At 69.5% G+C, this 16,639-nt stretch carries 19 protein-coding genes; 3 read left to right on the top strand and 16 right to left on the bottom strand.

What is annotated here, in order from left to right; all coding sequences use genetic code 11:
• Window positions 1-44: 44 nt before the first annotated feature.
• Window positions 45-1,019 (top strand): Bug family tripartite tricarboxylate transporter substrate binding protein, encoded by a 975-nt coding sequence (locus AC6LJ9_RS15515; RefSeq protein ID WP_498148245.1) that lies wholly within the window; start codon window positions 45-47, stop codon window positions 1,017-1,019.
• Between the two features lie 14 nt (window positions 1,020-1,033).
• On the opposite strand, the gene AC6LJ9_RS15510 is transcribed toward AC6LJ9_RS15515, so the two are convergent.
• From AC6LJ9_RS15510 to AC6LJ9_RS15440, 15 genes are all read right to left on the bottom strand, one after another.
• Window positions 1,034-2,041, bottom strand: a complete 1,008-nt coding sequence (locus AC6LJ9_RS15510; RefSeq protein WP_498148244.1) for a sterol desaturase family protein — start codon at window positions 2,039-2,041, stop codon at window positions 1,034-1,036.
• Window positions 2,042-2,043: 2 nt separating this feature from the next.
• A complete protein-coding gene (locus AC6LJ9_RS15505) occupies window positions 2,044-2,850 on the bottom strand; it encodes a polysaccharide deacetylase family protein (protein WP_498148243.1) in 807 nt (268 codons plus the stop codon).
• Window positions 2,834-3,814, bottom strand: coding sequence for a YVTN family beta-propeller repeat protein (locus AC6LJ9_RS15500; protein ID WP_199770963.1), 981 nt, complete (start codon window positions 3,812-3,814; stop codon window positions 2,834-2,836). The genes AC6LJ9_RS15505 and AC6LJ9_RS15500 overlap by 17 nt, the downstream gene beginning before the upstream one ends.
• A gap of 216 nt (window positions 3,815-4,030) precedes the next feature.
• Window positions 4,031-4,246 (bottom strand): TOBE domain-containing protein, encoded by a 216-nt coding sequence (locus tag AC6LJ9_RS15495; protein WP_006227327.1) that lies wholly within the window; start codon window positions 4,244-4,246, stop codon window positions 4,031-4,033.
• A gap of 64 nt (window positions 4,247-4,310) precedes the next feature.
• Window positions 4,311-5,225 carry an ATP-binding cassette domain-containing protein gene (locus AC6LJ9_RS15490; RefSeq protein WP_498148242.1) on the bottom strand — a complete coding sequence of 305 codons (915 nt, stop codon included), beginning with the start codon at window positions 5,223-5,225 and terminating at the stop codon, window positions 4,311-4,313.
• Between the two features lie 50 nt (window positions 5,226-5,275).
• Window positions 5,276-6,115 (bottom strand): MetQ/NlpA family ABC transporter substrate-binding protein, encoded by an 840-nt coding sequence (locus AC6LJ9_RS15485; protein ID WP_498148241.1) that lies wholly within the window; start codon window positions 6,113-6,115, stop codon window positions 5,276-5,278.
• A 27-nt stretch (window positions 6,116-6,142) separates the two neighbouring features.
• Entirely contained in the window at window positions 6,143-6,805 is a 663-nt protein-coding gene (locus tag AC6LJ9_RS15480; RefSeq protein ID WP_212319595.1) for a methionine ABC transporter permease, read from the bottom strand.
• Complete coding sequence (locus AC6LJ9_RS15475; protein WP_212319597.1) at window positions 6,805-7,614, bottom strand: methionine ABC transporter ATP-binding protein; 810 nt, start codon at window positions 7,612-7,614, stop codon at window positions 6,805-6,807. Before AC6LJ9_RS15475 ends, AC6LJ9_RS15480 begins: the two co-directional genes overlap by 1 nt.
• A gap of 51 nt (window positions 7,615-7,665) precedes the next feature.
• A complete protein-coding gene (locus tag AC6LJ9_RS15470) occupies window positions 7,666-8,907 on the bottom strand; it encodes an acyl-CoA dehydrogenase family protein (protein WP_498148240.1) in 1,242 nt (413 codons plus the stop codon).
• Between the two features lie 21 nt (window positions 8,908-8,928).
• Window positions 8,929-9,711: an aliphatic sulfonate ABC transporter permease SsuC gene (ssuC, locus tag AC6LJ9_RS15465; protein WP_212319602.1), complete on the bottom strand. Its 783-nt coding sequence runs from the start codon at window positions 9,709-9,711 to the stop codon at window positions 8,929-8,931.
• A complete protein-coding gene (gene ssuD, locus AC6LJ9_RS15460) occupies window positions 9,711-10,883 on the bottom strand; it encodes an FMNH2-dependent alkanesulfonate monooxygenase (protein ID WP_498148239.1) in 1,173 nt (390 codons plus the stop codon). Before ssuD ends, ssuC begins: the two co-directional genes overlap by 1 nt.
• 134 nt (window positions 10,884-11,017) lie before the next feature.
• Window positions 11,018-11,983: a sulfonate ABC transporter substrate-binding protein gene (locus AC6LJ9_RS15455; RefSeq protein ID WP_498148238.1), complete on the bottom strand. Its 966-nt coding sequence runs from the start codon at window positions 11,981-11,983 to the stop codon at window positions 11,018-11,020.
• Between the two features lie 15 nt (window positions 11,984-11,998).
• Entirely contained in the window at window positions 11,999-12,592 is a 594-nt protein-coding gene (gene ssuE, locus AC6LJ9_RS15450; protein WP_212319608.1) for an NADPH-dependent FMN reductase, read from the bottom strand.
• 46 nt (window positions 12,593-12,638) lie between these two features.
• Window positions 12,639-13,439: a MetQ/NlpA family ABC transporter substrate-binding protein gene (locus AC6LJ9_RS15445; protein WP_498148237.1), complete on the bottom strand. Its 801-nt coding sequence runs from the start codon at window positions 13,437-13,439 to the stop codon at window positions 12,639-12,641.
• A 220-nt stretch (window positions 13,440-13,659) separates the two neighbouring features.
• A complete protein-coding gene (locus AC6LJ9_RS15440; protein WP_212319612.1) occupies window positions 13,660-15,030 on the bottom strand; it encodes an LLM class flavin-dependent oxidoreductase in 1,371 nt (456 codons plus the stop codon).
• 265 nt (window positions 15,031-15,295) lie between these two features.
• Between AC6LJ9_RS15440 and AC6LJ9_RS15435 the strand changes: the two genes are divergently transcribed.
• Both AC6LJ9_RS15435 and AC6LJ9_RS15430 read left to right on the top strand, forming a co-directional pair.
• A complete protein-coding gene (locus AC6LJ9_RS15435; RefSeq protein WP_498148236.1) occupies window positions 15,296-15,514 on the top strand; it encodes a hypothetical protein in 219 nt (72 codons plus the stop codon).
• A 138-nt stretch (window positions 15,515-15,652) separates the two neighbouring features.
• Window positions 15,653-16,090 carry a universal stress protein gene (locus AC6LJ9_RS15430; RefSeq protein WP_212319616.1) on the top strand — a complete coding sequence of 146 codons (438 nt, stop codon included), beginning with the start codon at window positions 15,653-15,655 and terminating at the stop codon, window positions 16,088-16,090.
• A gap of 28 nt (window positions 16,091-16,118) precedes the next feature.
• Here AC6LJ9_RS15430 and AC6LJ9_RS15425 read toward each other — a convergent pair whose 3' ends face one another.
• Entirely contained in the window at window positions 16,119-16,514 is a 396-nt protein-coding gene (locus AC6LJ9_RS15425; protein ID WP_103272097.1) for a ribosomal maturation YjgA family protein, read from the bottom strand.
• Window positions 16,515-16,639: the final 125 nt, after the last annotated feature.

Raw genomic sequence — 16,639 nt, 5'->3', positions numbered from 1 at the left:
TCCGGCCCCGCGCCGGCTACAACAACGACAAGGGAGACTGCATCATGAGCTGTGCCAAAACGCTGCTGGCCATCGGCCTGGCATTCTGCGCGCCCCTGGCGGGCGCCGCCGGCCCGGGGCCGTCCTGGCCGGGCGACAAGCCCATCCGGCTGATCGTGCCCTACCCCGCCGGCGGCAACGCCGACATGATCGGCCGCGTGTTCGCGCGGGCGCTGGGAGAAAAACTGGGACAGCCCTTCATCGTCGACAACCGCCCCGGCGCGGGCGGCTCCATCGGCGCCGGCATCGCGGCCAAGGCCGAGCCCGACGGCCATACGCTGCTGCTGGGCGACATCGCCACGCACGCCATCAACCGGCTCTCGATGCCCAACCTGCCCTATGACGCGCAGCGCGATTTCGCGCCCGTCGCGCGCCTGACCAGCGTGTCGCTGCTACTGGTCGCCAACCCCAAGACCGGCTTCAAGACCGCCGGCGACTTCATCGCCTACGCCAAGGCCCATCCCGGCAAGCTGAGCTACGCCACCGGCGGCATCGGCACGCCCAGCCAGCTCGCGATGGAGATGCTGCGCGGCGCGGCCGGCATCGACCTGCTGGCCGTGCCCTATAAGGGCAGCGCGCCCGCGCTCAACGACGTGGCCTCGGGCCAGGTGGATGTGATGATCGACGGCGCCGCCGCGCCGCTGGTCAAGGGCGGCAAGCTGGACCTGCTGGCCGTCACCGCCGACCGTTCACCGGCCTTTCCCGACACGCCGACGCTGGCCGAGGCCGGCCTGCCCGGCTTTCGCTTCGCGTCCTGGCATGGGGTGTTCGCGCCCCGAGGCACGCCCGCGGCGGTGGTCGACGCGCTGGCCGCCGCGATCGCCGAGGCGGCGCGCGACGCAGGCTTGCGCAGGCAATTCCAGGAACAGGGCATCACGCTGGATACCCGCGCCGGCGCGGCGTTCGCCAGCTTCCTGGACGAACAGCGCGAATCGATCGAGACCTTGGCGCGCGAACGCGGACTGCGCCTGGCGCAGTGAGTCCGCGCGCCGGCTCAGGCCTGGCCGGCCTGTGCCGGCGGCTTGGACGCCGCCGTTTCCGGATCGTGCTCGCGGCCCGTCATGCGCTTGAGCGCCAGCCACTGCTGCGACCAGAAACCACGCCCGTAGTCGCGTCCGCCCTGCTCGGGCAGCTGGTCATGGATGCCGGTGGGGCCATAGTTCGTGCCGAAGCGCGCGGTGCGGAACAGCACGTCCCAGATCGGGAACAGCGCGGCGAAGTTGTAGCCGCCGGCCGGGCCCGGTGACGAGGCGTCGTAGGCGATGGAATGGTGATGCCGGTGAAAGCGCGGGCTGACCAGCAGGCGTTCGCCGATGGCGCCGAAATGCAGGCGCAGATTGGCATGCGAGAAGCTCTGCGCCAGCTGGGTGATCGCCACCACCGCCACGAACTGCGCCGGCGGCACGCCCACCAGCTGCGACACGAACACCACGACCACGTCGCGCAGCATATCGTCCAGCAGATGGTTGCGGTCGTCGCTCCAGATGGTCATCTGGCGCTGGCTGTGGTGCACCGCGTGCAGCGACCAGAGCCAGCCGAAGCGATGCTGGGCGCGATGGTAGAAGTAATCGACCGCGTCGAACAGCAGCAGGTAGATGATCAGGCTGACCCAGGCGCGATCGGTCACGCCCGGCCAGTACTGGTCCAGCTGGAACGGCGCGAAACCCCAGATATGCAGCTGGCCGAACACGCTGTCCCACAGCGGGTCCACGGTGAAGAACAGCGCCAGGCGGAACACGCCCAGCCGGTGGATCAGCGTGTAGAGCACGTCGATGCCGATCTGGCGGCGGTCGGTCACGGGTTCGACCGGGCGCAGGCGTTGCAGCGGGCCGAACACCAGCACCAGCAGCGCGATCTGCAGCAGGCCGACCAGCAGCCACATGGTGGCGTCGTAGCCGTCCTCGATGAAGTTGCTCATGCCCAGGTGAAACAGCGCGGGCTGCACGAGGGTCTCGAAGAGCCATTGCTGGCACTCCCCGAACCATTGACTAAGCGTATCCATGATCAGTGATGCGTGGCGATCCAGCCCTTGTAGGCCGGATGCGTATCCAAGGTGGCGAAACAATAGCCCTTGCGCTGCAAGCCTTCAACCAGCGGCTCCAGCACGGCGGGGGCCCAGGGGTCCTGGCGCGACCAGATGCCCAGGTGGGCCAGCAGGACGTCGCCGGGCTTGATGTTGCGCAGCGCCTGCTCCAGCAGGCGGGCGTTGGGGAATTTGTCGCTGGGCAGCTCGTCGCCCAGGAAACCGGCCGGCGCCCAGCCCACGTGCTCGTAGCCGCATTCGCGGGCCGCCTTGAGCAGCGCCGGCGAGGTCTTGCCGCCCGGCGCGCGGTACAGCGGCAGCATGGCGCGGCCGGTCATCTGCGTGAAACGCGTGGCCGAACGCTTGATCTCTTCGCAATACTGCTGCGCGGTCCAGGTCTGGACCTTGCCCGTCTGCGGGCCGGCGCTGGGCTTGACGCGGAACTTGCCGTCCGGCAGGTCGCCCTGCCAGTAGACGTGGTCGTAGGTATGCGAGCCGAAGGCATGGCCCTCGGCGGCGCGCGCCTTCCACCAGGGCGCCCACTGGTCGTCCAGGCTGGCGCCGTCGGTCAGCGTGCGCTCGTTCGCCAGGAAGAACGTGACCTTGACCTGATGGCGGGCCAGCACGTCGGCCACCAGCGGGGCCACGCCCATGTGGCCGGTGTCGAAGGTCAGGTAGACGGGCTTGTCGCAAACCGCCGGGGCCGGCCCGGCGGCGCCGGCCAGCGCCGGCAGCAGCGCGGCCAGGCAGGCCGCCGCCAGCTTCGACGGCTCAGCGCGTCGGCGCATGGTTCAGCGTCCAGACGCCGTGCGGCGACTTGCCGACCGGCACCTGCTGCACGACCTTCTTCTGCTCCAGGTCGACCACGGTCAGCTTGCGCGCCCAGCGCGAGGTGACCAGCAGGGTCTTGCCGTCGGCCAGCACGTCCATGCAGTCCGGACCGCCCGGCACCGCGAAGGTGTCGGTCACGGCCAGCGTCTGCAGGTCGATGCGGCTGATGGAGTTGGCGGTGCGGTTGCTGACGAACAGGTGGCGCTTGTCGCCCTGCGCGCGGAAGGCGTGCGCGCCTGCCGCCGTCTTGATGCGGGTGACCAGCTTGGCCGGGCCATTGCTGACGTCATAAGCCTCGACATAGGAATCGCCGGTCAGGGCCACCAGCAGCGTTTTCTGGTCGGGCGTGAGGAACACGTCGGCCGGCGTCTTGCCCACCGACACGGTCCACTTCGGCGTCTGCGTGGCCAGGTCGATGGCGATCAGCTGGTCGCTGTCCTGCAGCGTGACGTAGGCCGTGGTGCTCTTGGCGTCGATCATGATGTGGCTGGGCGTCTTGCCCGCCGGGATGCGCTTGACCAGCTTCAGGTCGAAGCCCTTTTCCAGCGGCTTCCAGGCATAGATGTCGATGTGGTCCAGGCGGTTCGCGGCGGTGACGAACCACTTCATGTCGGGCGAGAACTGCAGCTGGTAGGGATCGACGATGCCGGTCAGCGTGCGCTGCACTTCGCCGGTCTTGGGATCCATCAGCGTGATCGAGTCGCCGGTGGCGTTGGCCACCATGAGCGACTTCTCGTCGGGCGTCAGGTACAGGTGGTGCGGCTCCTTGCCGGTGGGCACGCGGCGCACTTCCTTGTACGAGGCGGGATCGACGATGCTGACGTTGGCGTCCAGGGAATTCAGGACGAAGATGGGGGCCGAGGCCGCCGCGGCGCTAAGCGCCATCCCTGCGCCGAACAGGGCGCAGCGGACAAAATGCATGGGATTCAATTTCAAGGTCCGGCAAGGGGGGATCTGGCTCCGATCCCGGTGCCCGACATTTTGGCATAGCGGCAAGCTAAAAAAGCGACGGCGCAGGGTTTGGAAACAATCCCCGGCGGCTGTTGCTGGGTCGCAACAACCGCCGGCCCGCCCGGGCGCGCGACGTCACATGACGTGGCCGCCACATGAAGCCGCTACACGGTTGCGGCCCCCGCGTCAAAGCTTGGCGACCGACACCTCGGTGGCCTTGACGAAGGCCAGCACCTCGGTGCCCACCTGCAGGTCCAGTTCCTTGACCGAACGGGTCGTGATCACCGAGGTGACGATGCCCGCCGGCGTGTCCACGTCCACTTCGGACACCACCGGGCCGAGGATGATTTCCTTGATCTTGCCGCGGAACTGGTTGCGGGCGTTGATGGATTGAATGCTCATGACTTGCTCCCGAATTGAGAAAAACAAAGAAAATCCGCGCCCGCCGTTGCCGGCGCGGGCAATGCTAGATCGCCAGCTTCAAGTGCCGGATGGGAATCACCTGCGCCAGCGGCCGCGGCTCCTCTTCCGGCTGGCGCAGGACCACGCGCAGCACGCGCGCCTCCAGCGCGGCGAAGGCGGCCGATCCGCGCGCGCGCGGACGCGCCAGCGGCACGCGCTCGTCCAGCGCCACCCCGCCCTCGTCCAGCACCAGGATGCGGTCCGCCAGCGCCACGGCCTCGCCCACGTCGTGCGTCACCAGCACGGACGTGAAGCCATCGCGCCGCCACAGCGTCTCGATCAGCTGCTGCATGTCGATGCGCGTGAGCGCGTCCAGCGCACCCAGCGGCTCGTCCAGCAGCAGCAGGCCGGGCCGGTGCACCAGCGCCCGCGCCAGCGCGACCCGCTGGCGCTGTCCGCCCGACAGCTGCGCCGGCCAGTCGCCGCCGCGATCGCCCAGGCCAACCTGGCGCAGCACCGCCGCGGCCTGCGCCCGCTCCCGGCGCGGCAGGCCCAGCGCCACGTTGTCCAGCACCGACTTCCACGGCAGCAGTCGCGCGTCCTGGAACATGATGCGGACCCGGTCGTCGGCGCCCCATTGCGGAAACCCGTCGAACAGCACCGGCGAGCGCGCGGGCGGTCCGCCCTGCTCGCCGCTGGGCGCTTCCAGTCCCGCCAGCAGGCGCAGCAATGTGCTCTTGCCGCAGCCGCTGCGCCCGACCACCGCCACGAACTCGCCGGCGGCTAGTTCCAGATCCAGGCCGCGCAGCACCACGCGCTCGCCGTAGCGCTTGCCCAGCTTGCGCAGCGTCACGCTCAGCGGCGGCGTCGGTCCCGGCTCGGCCTGCGCCGCCCGGGCGTCCGCGTCGGCCTCGGGCCCCGTGCGGGCCGGCCCGTCCAGGTGCCGCAGCAGCTCGAACTCGTTGGGGTTGATGAACATGACGGCGGCCTCCCGATACCCGATCCTGTCCGCGCCCGGCCGCGCGGCCGTCAGCGGGACGCCTCCAGCTTGCGCTGGTCGTCGGTCTTGACGAAGCCGGCGAAGGATTTTTCGGTCACGGCCAGGAACTCGCGCGAGCGGTAGGCCGCCGCGATGTCCTGCACATAGGGCCTGGACAGATCGGCCGTGCGCACCGCCACCAGGTTCTGGTAGGTGGGCGTGGTCTTTTCCAGCGCCAGCGCCTCGGTCAGCTTGAGCCCGGACGCCAGCGCGAAATTGCCGTTGACGAAGGAATAGTCGGTGTCCTCCAGCGAGCGCGGCAACTGCGCCGCCTCCAGCGGGATCAGCTTGATCTTCTTCGGATTGGCGGCCACGTCCTTCTCCGACACCCGCAGCGGGTCGTAGCCCTCGCGCAGCTTGACCCAGCCCAGCTCCTGCAGCACCACCAGCGCGCGCGCCTGGTTGGTGGGATCGTTCGGCACGGCCACGCTCACGCCCTCGGGCGCGGCGTCCACGCTCTTGTATTTCCGGCTGTAGATGGCGATGGGCGCGGTCGGCACCTTCACCAGCTCTGACAGTTCCAGCTTGTTCTTGGTCGCGAAGTTCTGCAGGTAGACCACGTGCTGGAACGCGTTGGCGTCCAGCGCGCCCTGCGCCAGGGCGAAGTTGGGCTGCACATAGTCGTTGAACTCGACCACGCGCACCGTGTAGCCCTGCTTTTCCAGGATGGGTTTGATGCCCAGCTTGATCTGGTCGCTGTAGGGACCGGCGGTGGCGCCGAAGACGATTTCCTTCTTGGCCGGATCGGCCGCGACGGCGGCGCCGGACAGGGCCAGCGCGGCGACGGCGGCGGCCAGTTGACGGAGGGAGGGCTTGCGCAGGACGGACATGGACGACCTCGGAATGGCGTAGGGGAATCAGCGTTTATCGATGCGCCGGGCGATGGTGTTGCCGGCGAACTGGATGATCTGCACCAGCACGACCAGCAGCGCCACGGTCAGCGCCATCACGTCGGTCTGGAAGCGGTAATAGCCATAGCGGATGGCCAGGTCGCCGATGCCGCCGCCGCCCACCACGCCGGCCACGGCCGAGTAGGACAGGAAGCTCACCGCCAGCACGGTCAGCGCCAGCACCAGGCCGGAGCGCGCCTCCACCAGCAGCACACGGCGCACGATCTGCAGCTCCGACGCGCCGGCGGCATGCGCGGCCTCGATCACGCCGCGCGGCACTTCGCGCAGCACCTGTTCGACCAGCCGCGCGAAATACGGAATGGCGGCGAAGGACAGCGGCACGGCCGCGGCCACCGGGCCGATCGAGGTGCCGGCGATGACGCGCGTGAACGGCACCAGCGCCACCAGCAGGATGATGAAGGGAAAGGACCGCACGGTATTCACCGTCCAGCTCAACAGCTGGTGCAGCACGGGGCGGTCCAGCGACTGGCCCGGCCCGGTCAGGAACACCAGCACGCCCAGCGGCCCGCCCAGCAGGATGGACGCGGACAGGGCGATCGCCAGCATCAGGAAGGTCTGGCCGATGGCCACGCCCAGCTCGGGCAGCAATTGCACGAAGGTATCCAGCATCACGCCACCTCTTCATAGGGATGGGCGGCCTCGCGGATGAGTTCGCGCCCCAGCGCCGAACTCAGGTTCACGTGCGCGCCCGTGATCTCGGCCTGCTCCAGCACCCGGCCGTTCTCCATCACCGCGACGTGGCGGCACAGCGCGCGCACCACGGCCAGCTCGTGCGTAACGATGACGATGGTCACGCCCAGCCGCCGGTTGATGTCGCGCAGCACGCCCAGCACGGAACGCGTGGTCTCGGGATCCAGCGCGGAGGTGGGTTCGTCGCACAGCAGCACCGCCGGTTCGCTGGCCAGCGCGCGGGCGATGGCCACGCGCTGCTTCTGGCCGCCGGACAGCTGCGCCGGATGGCTGGCGGACTTGTCCGCCAGCCCCACGATCTCCAGGCACTCGCGCACCCGCGCGGCGATCTGTTCGCGGTCGCGGCCGCCGTGCACGCGCAGCGGGAAGGCCACGTTCTCGAACACGGTCTCGTTCTGCAGCAGGTTGAACTGCTGGAAGATCATGCCGATGTTCTGGCGCGCGGCGCGCAGCGCGGACTTGCCCAGGCCGGTCAGCTCGGTGCCGGCCACGTGCACGGCGCCATGGTCGGGCCGCTCCAGCAGGTTGATCAGGCGCAGCAGCGTGGACTTTCCGGCGCCGCTCTTGCCGATGATGCCGAAGGTGTCGCCGGCGCGGATCGACAGCGAAACGTCGCATACCGCATCGAAACGGCCCGCCGGCAGGCGGAAGGATTTGCTCACGGCGTCCAGCCGGATCACGGGCTGGGGCACGGCGGAAAGCGGGGAAAGCGTCGCGCTCTGGGTCATCGGGTAAATCCGGGAAATGGCAGTCGGTTCATCATCGGGACAGGATTGGGGTCAGGAATACGGCGTGGGTTCGGGCAACTGGTCCAGCAGCGCGTAGCGGCCCAGGTCGCGGATCTTGTAGGCCACGGGATCGTGCAGCGTGTGCACGCGGGCGTTGCGCCAGTGGCGGTCCAGGCCGTGGCGGTTGTGAGTGGAACTGGCGCCGGTCACGTCGAACAGCTCGGCGCCCACCGACAGCGCCGCGCGATGCGCCAGCACCTTGGCCTGCGCGCCGGCCACGGCGACGCGGCCGCGCTCTTCGGCGGTGACGGACGGGCCGCGCGCCAGCGCCTCGTCCAGCGCCTGCGCCGCCTGGTCGGCCAGCGCGCGGGCCGCCTGCAGCGACAGCCAGAACTCGCCGAAGCGCTCCTGCACGTAGGGATCGTCGGCGTGGCGCTCCACGCCCGAGGCGAACCACGGCCGGGCGGCGTCGCGCACATAGCCGCGCGCATCGTGATACGCGCCCTGCGCGATGCCCAGGTACAGGTTGGTCATGATCAGCTGCGCCACCTGCGAGCGCAGCGTGGCGCGCGCGGTCGGCGTGGCGCCCGGCGCCTGCAGCACCTGCACGGCCTCGAGCCGCACATGGTCGAAGCGCACCGTGCCGCTGTCGGTCTGGCGCTGGCCGAAGGCGTCCCAGTCCGGGTTGACGGTGATGCCCTCGACGCGCGTCGGCAACGCGGCGATCAGCGCCGTGCCGGACGGCTTGTGCCAGGCCGAGAAGGTCAGCAGGTCCGAGCCCACCGAACCCGAGCTGAAGCTCTTGACGCCGTCGATGCGATAGCCGTCCAGCTCGGCGCGCGCGACCACGCGGCGGTCCAGCGGATTGAGCGCATTGCCCCAGAACAGGTTGCGCGCCACGGTCGGCTCCAGGAAGTAGGCGTGCTGCTCGGGCGTGCCGTAGAGCAGCACCCCGGCCACCTGCAGATGGTGGAAACCGAATACATGCGCCAGCGCGCTGTCGGCCTGGGCCAGCCGGCGCACGGCGCCCAGGACCGTCGACCAGCTGGCGCCGGCCCCGCCATGCGCGGTCGGCACCGACAGCCGCAGCAGGCCGCTCTGGCGGATCAGCTCGCGCTCGCGGGCGGCATGTCCGCCCAGGCGGTCACGCTCGACGGCGGTGGCGGCCAGCGCCTGCGCCAGCGTTTCCAGCGCCTCGGCCGGCGTGGGCGGCGGCGCGTCGGCCGCGCGCCCGGAAGCGGCGCCCGCGCCGTCGTCGCGGCGCGCGTCCTGCACGGTTTGGATCTTGGCCATCATCACTCCTCGATGGCCGGCTCAAGCCGGCCGGTAAGCGGGGTTCCAGCGCAGCAGGCGCCGCTCCAGCGCGCGGGCCAGCGCGTCCGCGCCCTTGCCCAGCAGCGCGTAGAGCAGGATGCCCAGCAGCACCACGTCGGTCTGCAGGAACTCGCGCGCGTTCATGGTCATGTAGCCGATGCCGGACTGCGCCGAGATGGTCTCGGTCACGATCAGCACCACCCACACCAGGCCCAGCGCGAAGCGCAGGCCCACCAGCATGGACGGCAGCGCGCCGGGCAGGATCACGTCGCGGTACAAGCGCCAACCGCTCAGGCCGTAGGACCGGCCCATCTCGATCAGCGCCGGATCCACCGAGCGGATGCCGTGGAACGTGTTGAGATAAACGGGAAAGAACACGCCCACCGACAGCAGCGCCAACTTGGCGGTCTCTTCGATGCCGAACCACAGGATGAACAGCGGGATCAGCGCCAGCACTGGGATGTTGCGGATCATCTGCAAGGTGGTGTCCAGCAGCGTCTCGGCGCGGCGCGACGCGCCGTTCAGCAGGCCCAGCGCCAGGCCCAGCCCGCCGCCCAGCAGCAGGCCCCACAAGGCGCGCAGCGCGCTGACGCGCAGATGCAGCCACAGCTCGCCCGACACGGCCAGCGACCAGGCCGCGGCGGCCACGGCCGAGGGCGCGGGCAGGATGCGCGAGGACAGCCAGCCAGCCTGCGCAGCCAGCTGCCACAGCGCCAGGATGCCCAGCGGCACCAGCCAGGGCGCCAGCGCCGCGCGCCAGCCGCGTTCGGGGCGCGTATCCATCAGCTGGCCGCGACCTTCGGCACCAGCTCGGTGGCCATGACCTCGCCGAACGGGCCGGTCAGCACCGGATTGCCCTGGCGGCCACGGCCCTTGCCGGGCAGCAGCGGGAACACCAGCTCGGCGAAGCGGTACGACTCTTCCAGGTGCGGATAGCCCGAGAAGATGAAGGTGTCGATGCCCAGATCGGCGTACTCCTGGATGCGCGCCGCCACGGTCTGCGGATCGCCCACCAGGGCCGTGCCCGCGCCGCCGCGCACCAGGCCCACGCCGGCCCACAGGTTGGGCGCGATCTCCAGGTGCGAGCGGCCGCCACGGCCGTCGTCGAGCTTGCCGCCGTGCAGCGCGGCCATGCGGCGCTGGCCTTCCGAATCCATCCTGGCGAAGGCCGCCTGCGCGGCGTTCACCGTGTCCTCGCTCAGATGGCTGATCAGCTCGTCGGCGGCGGCCCAGGCCGCCGCCTCGGTCTCGCGCACGATGACATGCAGCCGGATGCCGAACTTGACGCTGCGTCCATGGCGCGCCGCGCGCTCGCGCACGTCGGCGATCTTGCGCGCCACGGCCTCGGGCGGCTCGCCCCAGGTCAGATACACGTCCAGCTGCTCGGCCGCCAGTTCGTGCGCGGCCTCGGACGAGCCGCCGAAGTACAGCGGCGGATACGGCTTCTGCGTCGGCGGATACAGCACCTTGCCGCCCTTGGACACCAGCTTTTCGCCGTCATGGCTGTAGCCCGCGCCCTCGTGGCTGGCGGCCAGGATGCCGCGCCAGATCTTCAGGTAGTCGGCGGTGATGGCGTAGCGCTCGTCATGGCTGACGAACACGCCGTCGCCTTCCAGCTCGCCGGGATCGCCGCCCGTCACCACATTGACCAGCAGGCGCCCTTGCGACAGGCGGTCGAAGGTGGCGGCCATGCGGGCGGAGAACTGCGGCGAGCTGACGCCGGGGCGGATCGCCACCAGGAACTTGAGCCGATTGGTCGCGCCGATCAGGCTGGAGGCCACCACCCAGGCGTCCTCGCAGGAGCGTCCGGTGGGCAGCAGCACGCCGTCGTAGCCCAGCGTGTCAGCGGCCACGGCCACCTGCCGGAAGTAGTCGTAGCCGGCCTCGCGCGCGCCCAGGCTGGTGCCCAGGTAACGCGAATCACCATGCGTGGGGATGAACCAGAATACGTCCATGAAAGTCCTTTCCTAGTGCATTTCAGTTGTGCATCACACCGTCGCCGCGCCATCGGGATGCCACGGAGCCGGCTTTGCCGGTCCGTAGGCATGCCCCCTTGAGGGGGAAGCGCGCAGCGCTTCGGGGGTGGGCTTCATTTCAGTATCGACGGCGCGGCGTCGAATACGTTGAGCGGTTTGGGGATGAGCTTGAGCGCATGAAACGCGTCCGCCACTTGCTGCTGCTCCTGCAGCACCTCGCGCGTGATCGGCTGCACGCCATAGGCCAGCCGGCTCGCCGCCAGCTCCACGATCTCGCGGTCCAGGCCCAGCACCGGTTGCAGCAGGGCCACGCTTTCGGCGCGGTGGTCGCGCGCCCACAGATCGCCCTTGCGCACTTCGTCCAGCACGGTCTGGATGATCTGCGGATGCGCCTTCTCGTAGCCGCTGGCGGCCAGGAAGAACTGGTAGTTCTTGACCACGCCGGTGCCGTCGGCCAGCACGCGCGCGCCCAGCTGTTTCTCGGCGGCGGCCTGGAACGGATCCCAGATGACCCAGGCGTCGATCGCGCCGCGCTCGAAGGCGGCGCGCGCGTCCGACGGCGTCAGGTAGACCACGTTCACGTCGCGGTAGGCCACGCCCGCGCGCTCCAGCTGCTTGACCAGCAGGTAGTGCACGTTCGAGCCCTTGTTCAGGGCGACCTTCCTGCCCTTCAGGTCGGCCACGCCGCGCAGCGGCGAATCCTTGGGCACCAGGATGGCCTCGCTGGCGGGCGCGGCGGGCTCGCTGCCCACGTACACCAGCGCGGCGCCGGCGGCCTGGGCGAAGATCGGCGGGGCCTCGCCCACCGTGCCGAAGTCGATCGAGCCCACGTTAAGGCCTTCCAGCAATTGCGGGCCGGCGGGGAACTCGGTCCACTTCACCGTCACGCCCTGCTCGGCCAGGCGCTTGTCCAGCGTGCCCAGCGCCTTGACGATGGTGAGCGTGCCGTATTTCTGAAAGCCGATGCGCAGCGTCTTGCCGTCCTGCGCCTGCGCGGCAGGCGCCAGCAGCGCCGCGCCCAACAGGCCCAGCAGGCCGCGCAGCAAGGCGCGGCGGATGGCGGAAGGAAACAGGTTCATGAGCGTTTTTCCGGTTCAGACGCTGAAGCCGCCGGCCAGCGCCAGCCGGCCCAGGTCATAGGCTTCATTGGCGACATAGGCATGCGGACGCAGCTGCTCGGACAGCCGGTCGACCGAGTCCTCCAGCCGCTGCCGCACGTCGTCGTCGATATGGGGCTGGCCGGCCTCGTCCACGCGCACCTGCTTGTCGGTGGCGTACACGCCGGCCAGGATGTGGCGCGCGCCCAGCGCGGACAGCACCGGCTTCAGGCCATATTCCAGCGCCAGCAGGTGCGCCGGGCTGCCGCCGGTGGCGATGGGCAGCACCACCTTGCCGGCCAGCGCCTTCTCGTCCAGCAGGTCCAGCACCGCCTTCAGGCCGCCGGCGAACGAGGCCTTGTAGACCGGTGTGGAAATCAGCACCGCGTCAGCGGCCGCGACGCGGGCGCGCAGCGCGCCGGCGGCGGGGCTGGCGTAGTGGCCCTCGATCAGTTCTTCGGCGGGAATGTCGCGCAGGCCCAGTTCGCCGATGCTCCAGCCGCCCGCGCGCAGCCGGTTGGCGGCATGGCGCAGCAGGGCGGAGGAACGGGAACGCTGCGACGGGCTGCCCGCCAGGGTGATGATGCTCATGGTGTGTCGCCGGAAGTCAGGGATGCGGAAAGGACGGCCGGACGCGTCAGAACGCGGGCACCAGCGAGCCCTTGAATTCTTTCTCGATGAAGGCGCGGACCTCGGGCGACTGGTAGGCCGCCACCAGCTTCTTGACCCAGGGCTGGTCGCGGTCCTTGGCGCGCACCGCGATCAGGTTGGCATAGGGGCCATCGGCGGCTTCGCGGCCGATGGCGTCGCGAGCGGGCACCAGGCCGGCCTGGTCGGCATAGTCGTTGTTGATGGCGGCGGCGGTCAGGTCATCGAGCGAGCGCGGCAGCTGCGCGGCGTCCAGCGGCACCAGCTTGAGCTTGCGCGGGTTGGACACCACGTCCTGCGGCGTGGCGTTGTTCTTCTGCTCGGCCTCGGGCTTGAGCGTGATCAGCTTGTAGGCCGCCAGCAGGCGCAGCGCGCGGTTGCCGTTGGAAGGGTCGTTCTGGATGCCCACCGAGGCGCCCTCGGGCAGGTCGCCCAGCGCCTTGATCTTGCGCGAATAGAAGCCCAGCGGCGCGGTGACGGTCAGCCCCACCGGCACGATGTCGAAGCCGCGCGCCTTGATCTGGTTGTCCAGGAAGGGCTTGTGCTGGAAGGCGTTGGCGTCCAGGTCGCCGGCGTTCAGCGCGGCATTGGGCAGCTGGTAGTCATTGAACTTGATCAGCTTGATCTCCAGGCCATCGCGGGCCGCGACCTGCTTGACCACGTCGAAGATCTTCTCGGTCGTGCCGACGGAAATGCCGACGCTGATGGAGGATTTTTGCTGCGCTTGCGCGCCGGCGGTGAAGGCGGTGGCCAGGACGGCGACGGACAGCAGGCGGATCAGGGCGGGCATCGTTTCGATTCCAGGATGGGACAGGAGACGAGACGATTCTGTCATCGCGGTTGCGCGCCGAAAAATACTTAGTCGGCATGATCTTATGTGCCTTATGTGGCCGCGCTTGCGCCGCATGGACAGCAACCCACTTCGGGAAATATGCGCTTATCGCCCGAAGTTCTAAACGAAGCCGGCGCCTTGCGGCGCCGGTTATCTGCCACGCATGCGCGCCGCGCGTTCAGGCGTAGGCGGTCCGGGCGCGCGCGCCCGCGTGTACGTCCGGCAAGGCCGCGCGGCCCGCGCCGAACAGCTTCTCGCGCAACGTGCCGTCGGCGTAGGCGGTCTTGTACGAGCCGCGCGATTGCAGCTCGGGAATCACCAGGTCGATGAAGTCCTCATAGCATTCCGGCGTGACCGTGCGCGCCAGGTTGAAGCCGTCGATGCCGGTTTCCGCGACCCAGGATTCCAGCTCGTCGGCCACCTGCGCGGCGCTGCCCACCAGCGCCGGATAGCGCCCGCCCAGCGCCATGTCGGCCAGCAGGTCGCGCACCGTGCGGTCGGTGCGCGCCACGGTCAGGCTGCGCACGGCGGATTCGATGGCGTTGTTCTTCACGTAGCGGATCGGCTCGTCCGGCGCGTAGGTGGAAAAATCGATGCCGGTGGAGCTGGCATAGTGCGCCAGGCCAGCCTCTGGGCTGGCGTAGCGCAGGTACTCGGCGTGCTTGTCCCGGGCTTCCCGTTCCGTGCGTCCGACGACGGCCGTGATGCCCATGAAGAACTTGATGTCGCGCGGATCGCGGCCCTCGCGCGCGACCGCCGCGCGTAGCTCGGACACCAGCTTGCGCAGCCCCTCCTTGGTCTGGCTGGAAACGAACACGCATTCCGCATGGCGCGCGGCGAAGGCCAGGCCCCGGCCCGACGAGCCCGCCTGGTACAGCACCGGCGTGCGTTGCGGCGAGGGCTCGGCCAGGTGATAGCCTTGAACACGATAGTATTTGCCGTCATGGTCCACCCGGCGCACGGCGGCGGGATCGGCATAGACCCGCGCGCGCTTGTCGGCCTTGACCGCGTCCGCGTCCCAGCTGCCTTCCCACAGCTGATAGGCCACGTCCAGGAATTCGTCGGCGCGGTCGTAGCGCTCGTCGTGCGCGATCTGCCCGGACAGCCCCATGGCGCGCGCCGCGCTCTCCAGGTAGCCCGTGACGATGTTCCAGCCCACGCGGCCCTGGGTCAGGTGGTCCAGCGTGGAGAAGCGGCGCGCCAGCAGATAAGGCGCCTCGTAGGTCAGGTTGACGGTGACGCCGAAGCCCAGGTGACGCGTGGCCGCCGCCATGGCCGGCACGATCAGCAGCGGGTCGTTGACCGGCAGCTGGATGGATTCGCGCAGGGTCAGGTCGGCCGAGTCCTGGTACACGTCGTACACGCCAACGATGTCGGCCAGGAACAGGCCGTCGAACAGGCCGCGCTCCAGCAGCCGGGCAAGGTGGGTCCAGTAGTCCAGCGTCTTGTAGGCGGTGGAGGTGTCGCGTGGATGCGTCCACAGCCCATGGTTGATGTGGCCCACGCAGTTCATGTTGAAGGCGTTGAGCAGGATCTGCTTCTTGGTCATGACGGACGGTCTTCCAGGCTTCTGGCCGGGGCCGGCGCGACGGCTGGCCCCGGCGGGGTTCAGGCATGCAGCCTATCGCCGCGCGCGCCGGCGCGGAAGAACCGATTGCGCATGCGCTTATGCGAGGCCGGCATAAGCGGCGCGCGCATATCGTCATCACCAAAGAGTGTTTGCCGGCGATGCGCATGCTTGCTTAGAGTCTGGGCTTGCCACTACCAGCCCACACCGCAGGCGGCAGCGCCTGCGCGGCATCGCGAGCAGATCCATGACCCTTTCCCCACCAGACACCCGCAACGGCGCCAGCGACCCACATGGCGTCGGCCAGACCCTGCATCGCTGGCTGATGGCCGCCGGCGCGCTGATGGGCACCGGCGCGCTGTTCCCCAACGTGATCCTGCCGGACGGCCGCGCCGGTGACGCCGCGCCGCCCGCCGCCGACCAGGCCGCGCCCGCCATCGGCCGCCGCGCCCCCGCGCACGCCTGACCCGCCGCCCGAAACGCCCGGCGCCGTCCGGGAAAACCCCGCCGCCCTCGTCCGAAAGCGGGACTGGATCACGCCAAAACACGGGCCTATACTGAATTCGCCGTTGCTGAACGTTCCTTTTTCCAAGGGAGAGGCAACATGTACAGGCACCTGCTCATCACCGTGGACGGCTCGCCGCTGTCCGATTCGGTTTTCCAGCGCAGCATCGTCTTCGCCAAGGAGATGAACGCCGCCGTCACCGTGCTGCGCGCCATTCCCGAAGACCACCTGCTGGTCTACCAGGCCGAGATGCTGGGCACCGCCCAGGGCTACCACACCGACCAGGCGCGCAAGAACGCGCAGGCCTACCTGGACGGGCTGGAGGCGCAGGCCCGCAATGCGCTGGTGCCCTGCTCCTGCATGGTGGCGGTCAACGACCACCCGCATGCCGCCATCGTCGACGCGGCCAAGGCGCAGGGCTGCGATCTCATCATCATGGGCTCGCATGGACGCCACGGCATGACCGGCTTCCTGCTGGGCAGCGAAACCCAGCGCGTGCTGGCGCAGACCAAGCTGCCGGTGCTGGTGCTGCGATAGCGCGCGGCCGCCGGCATGCGGACGCCGCCTAGGCGCCGGCGGGCACCCGCCCGCCGCGCCGGCGCCAGCCCGCCAGCGCCAGCACCAGGAAGAAGCCCACCGTGTAGGCCAGCACGTCCCACCAGTCCGGCACGCTGCCCAGCAGGATGCGCAGCAGCGGCTGCTTGATCTGCCAGCCGTAGAGCTTGGCCAGGTATTGGCCGAACTCGACCGCATAGCCCGTCAGCAGCGCCGCCACCGCCAGCGGCAGCACGCCCGCCCGGATGAAACTGCGGAACACCAGGTACACCCAGCCCACCGCCAGCACGTCGCCGACGAAGCCGCGCAGCCAGGGATAGGGTTTTCCCACGGTGGCGATCAGCGCCTCCACGGCGGTGAGCAGCAGCAGGGCCGCGAAGGCGCGGCCATCGAATCGTAGCGACATGGTCAAAGACGGAAATAGCGGTTATTGAAACCGCGCGCCGCGCAAAAACGTGGCGCGGCGGCGGGGTCCGGGCGCATACTCTGGCAAGCCGCCGCCGGACAGGTTGCGCAACGCCGGCAGCGTAC

Source organism: Achromobacter sp. 1011811831, assembly GCF_059760905.1.
Note: the sequence above shows the minus strand (reverse complement) of the source record. Positions and strands in the feature narration are given on the sequence as shown.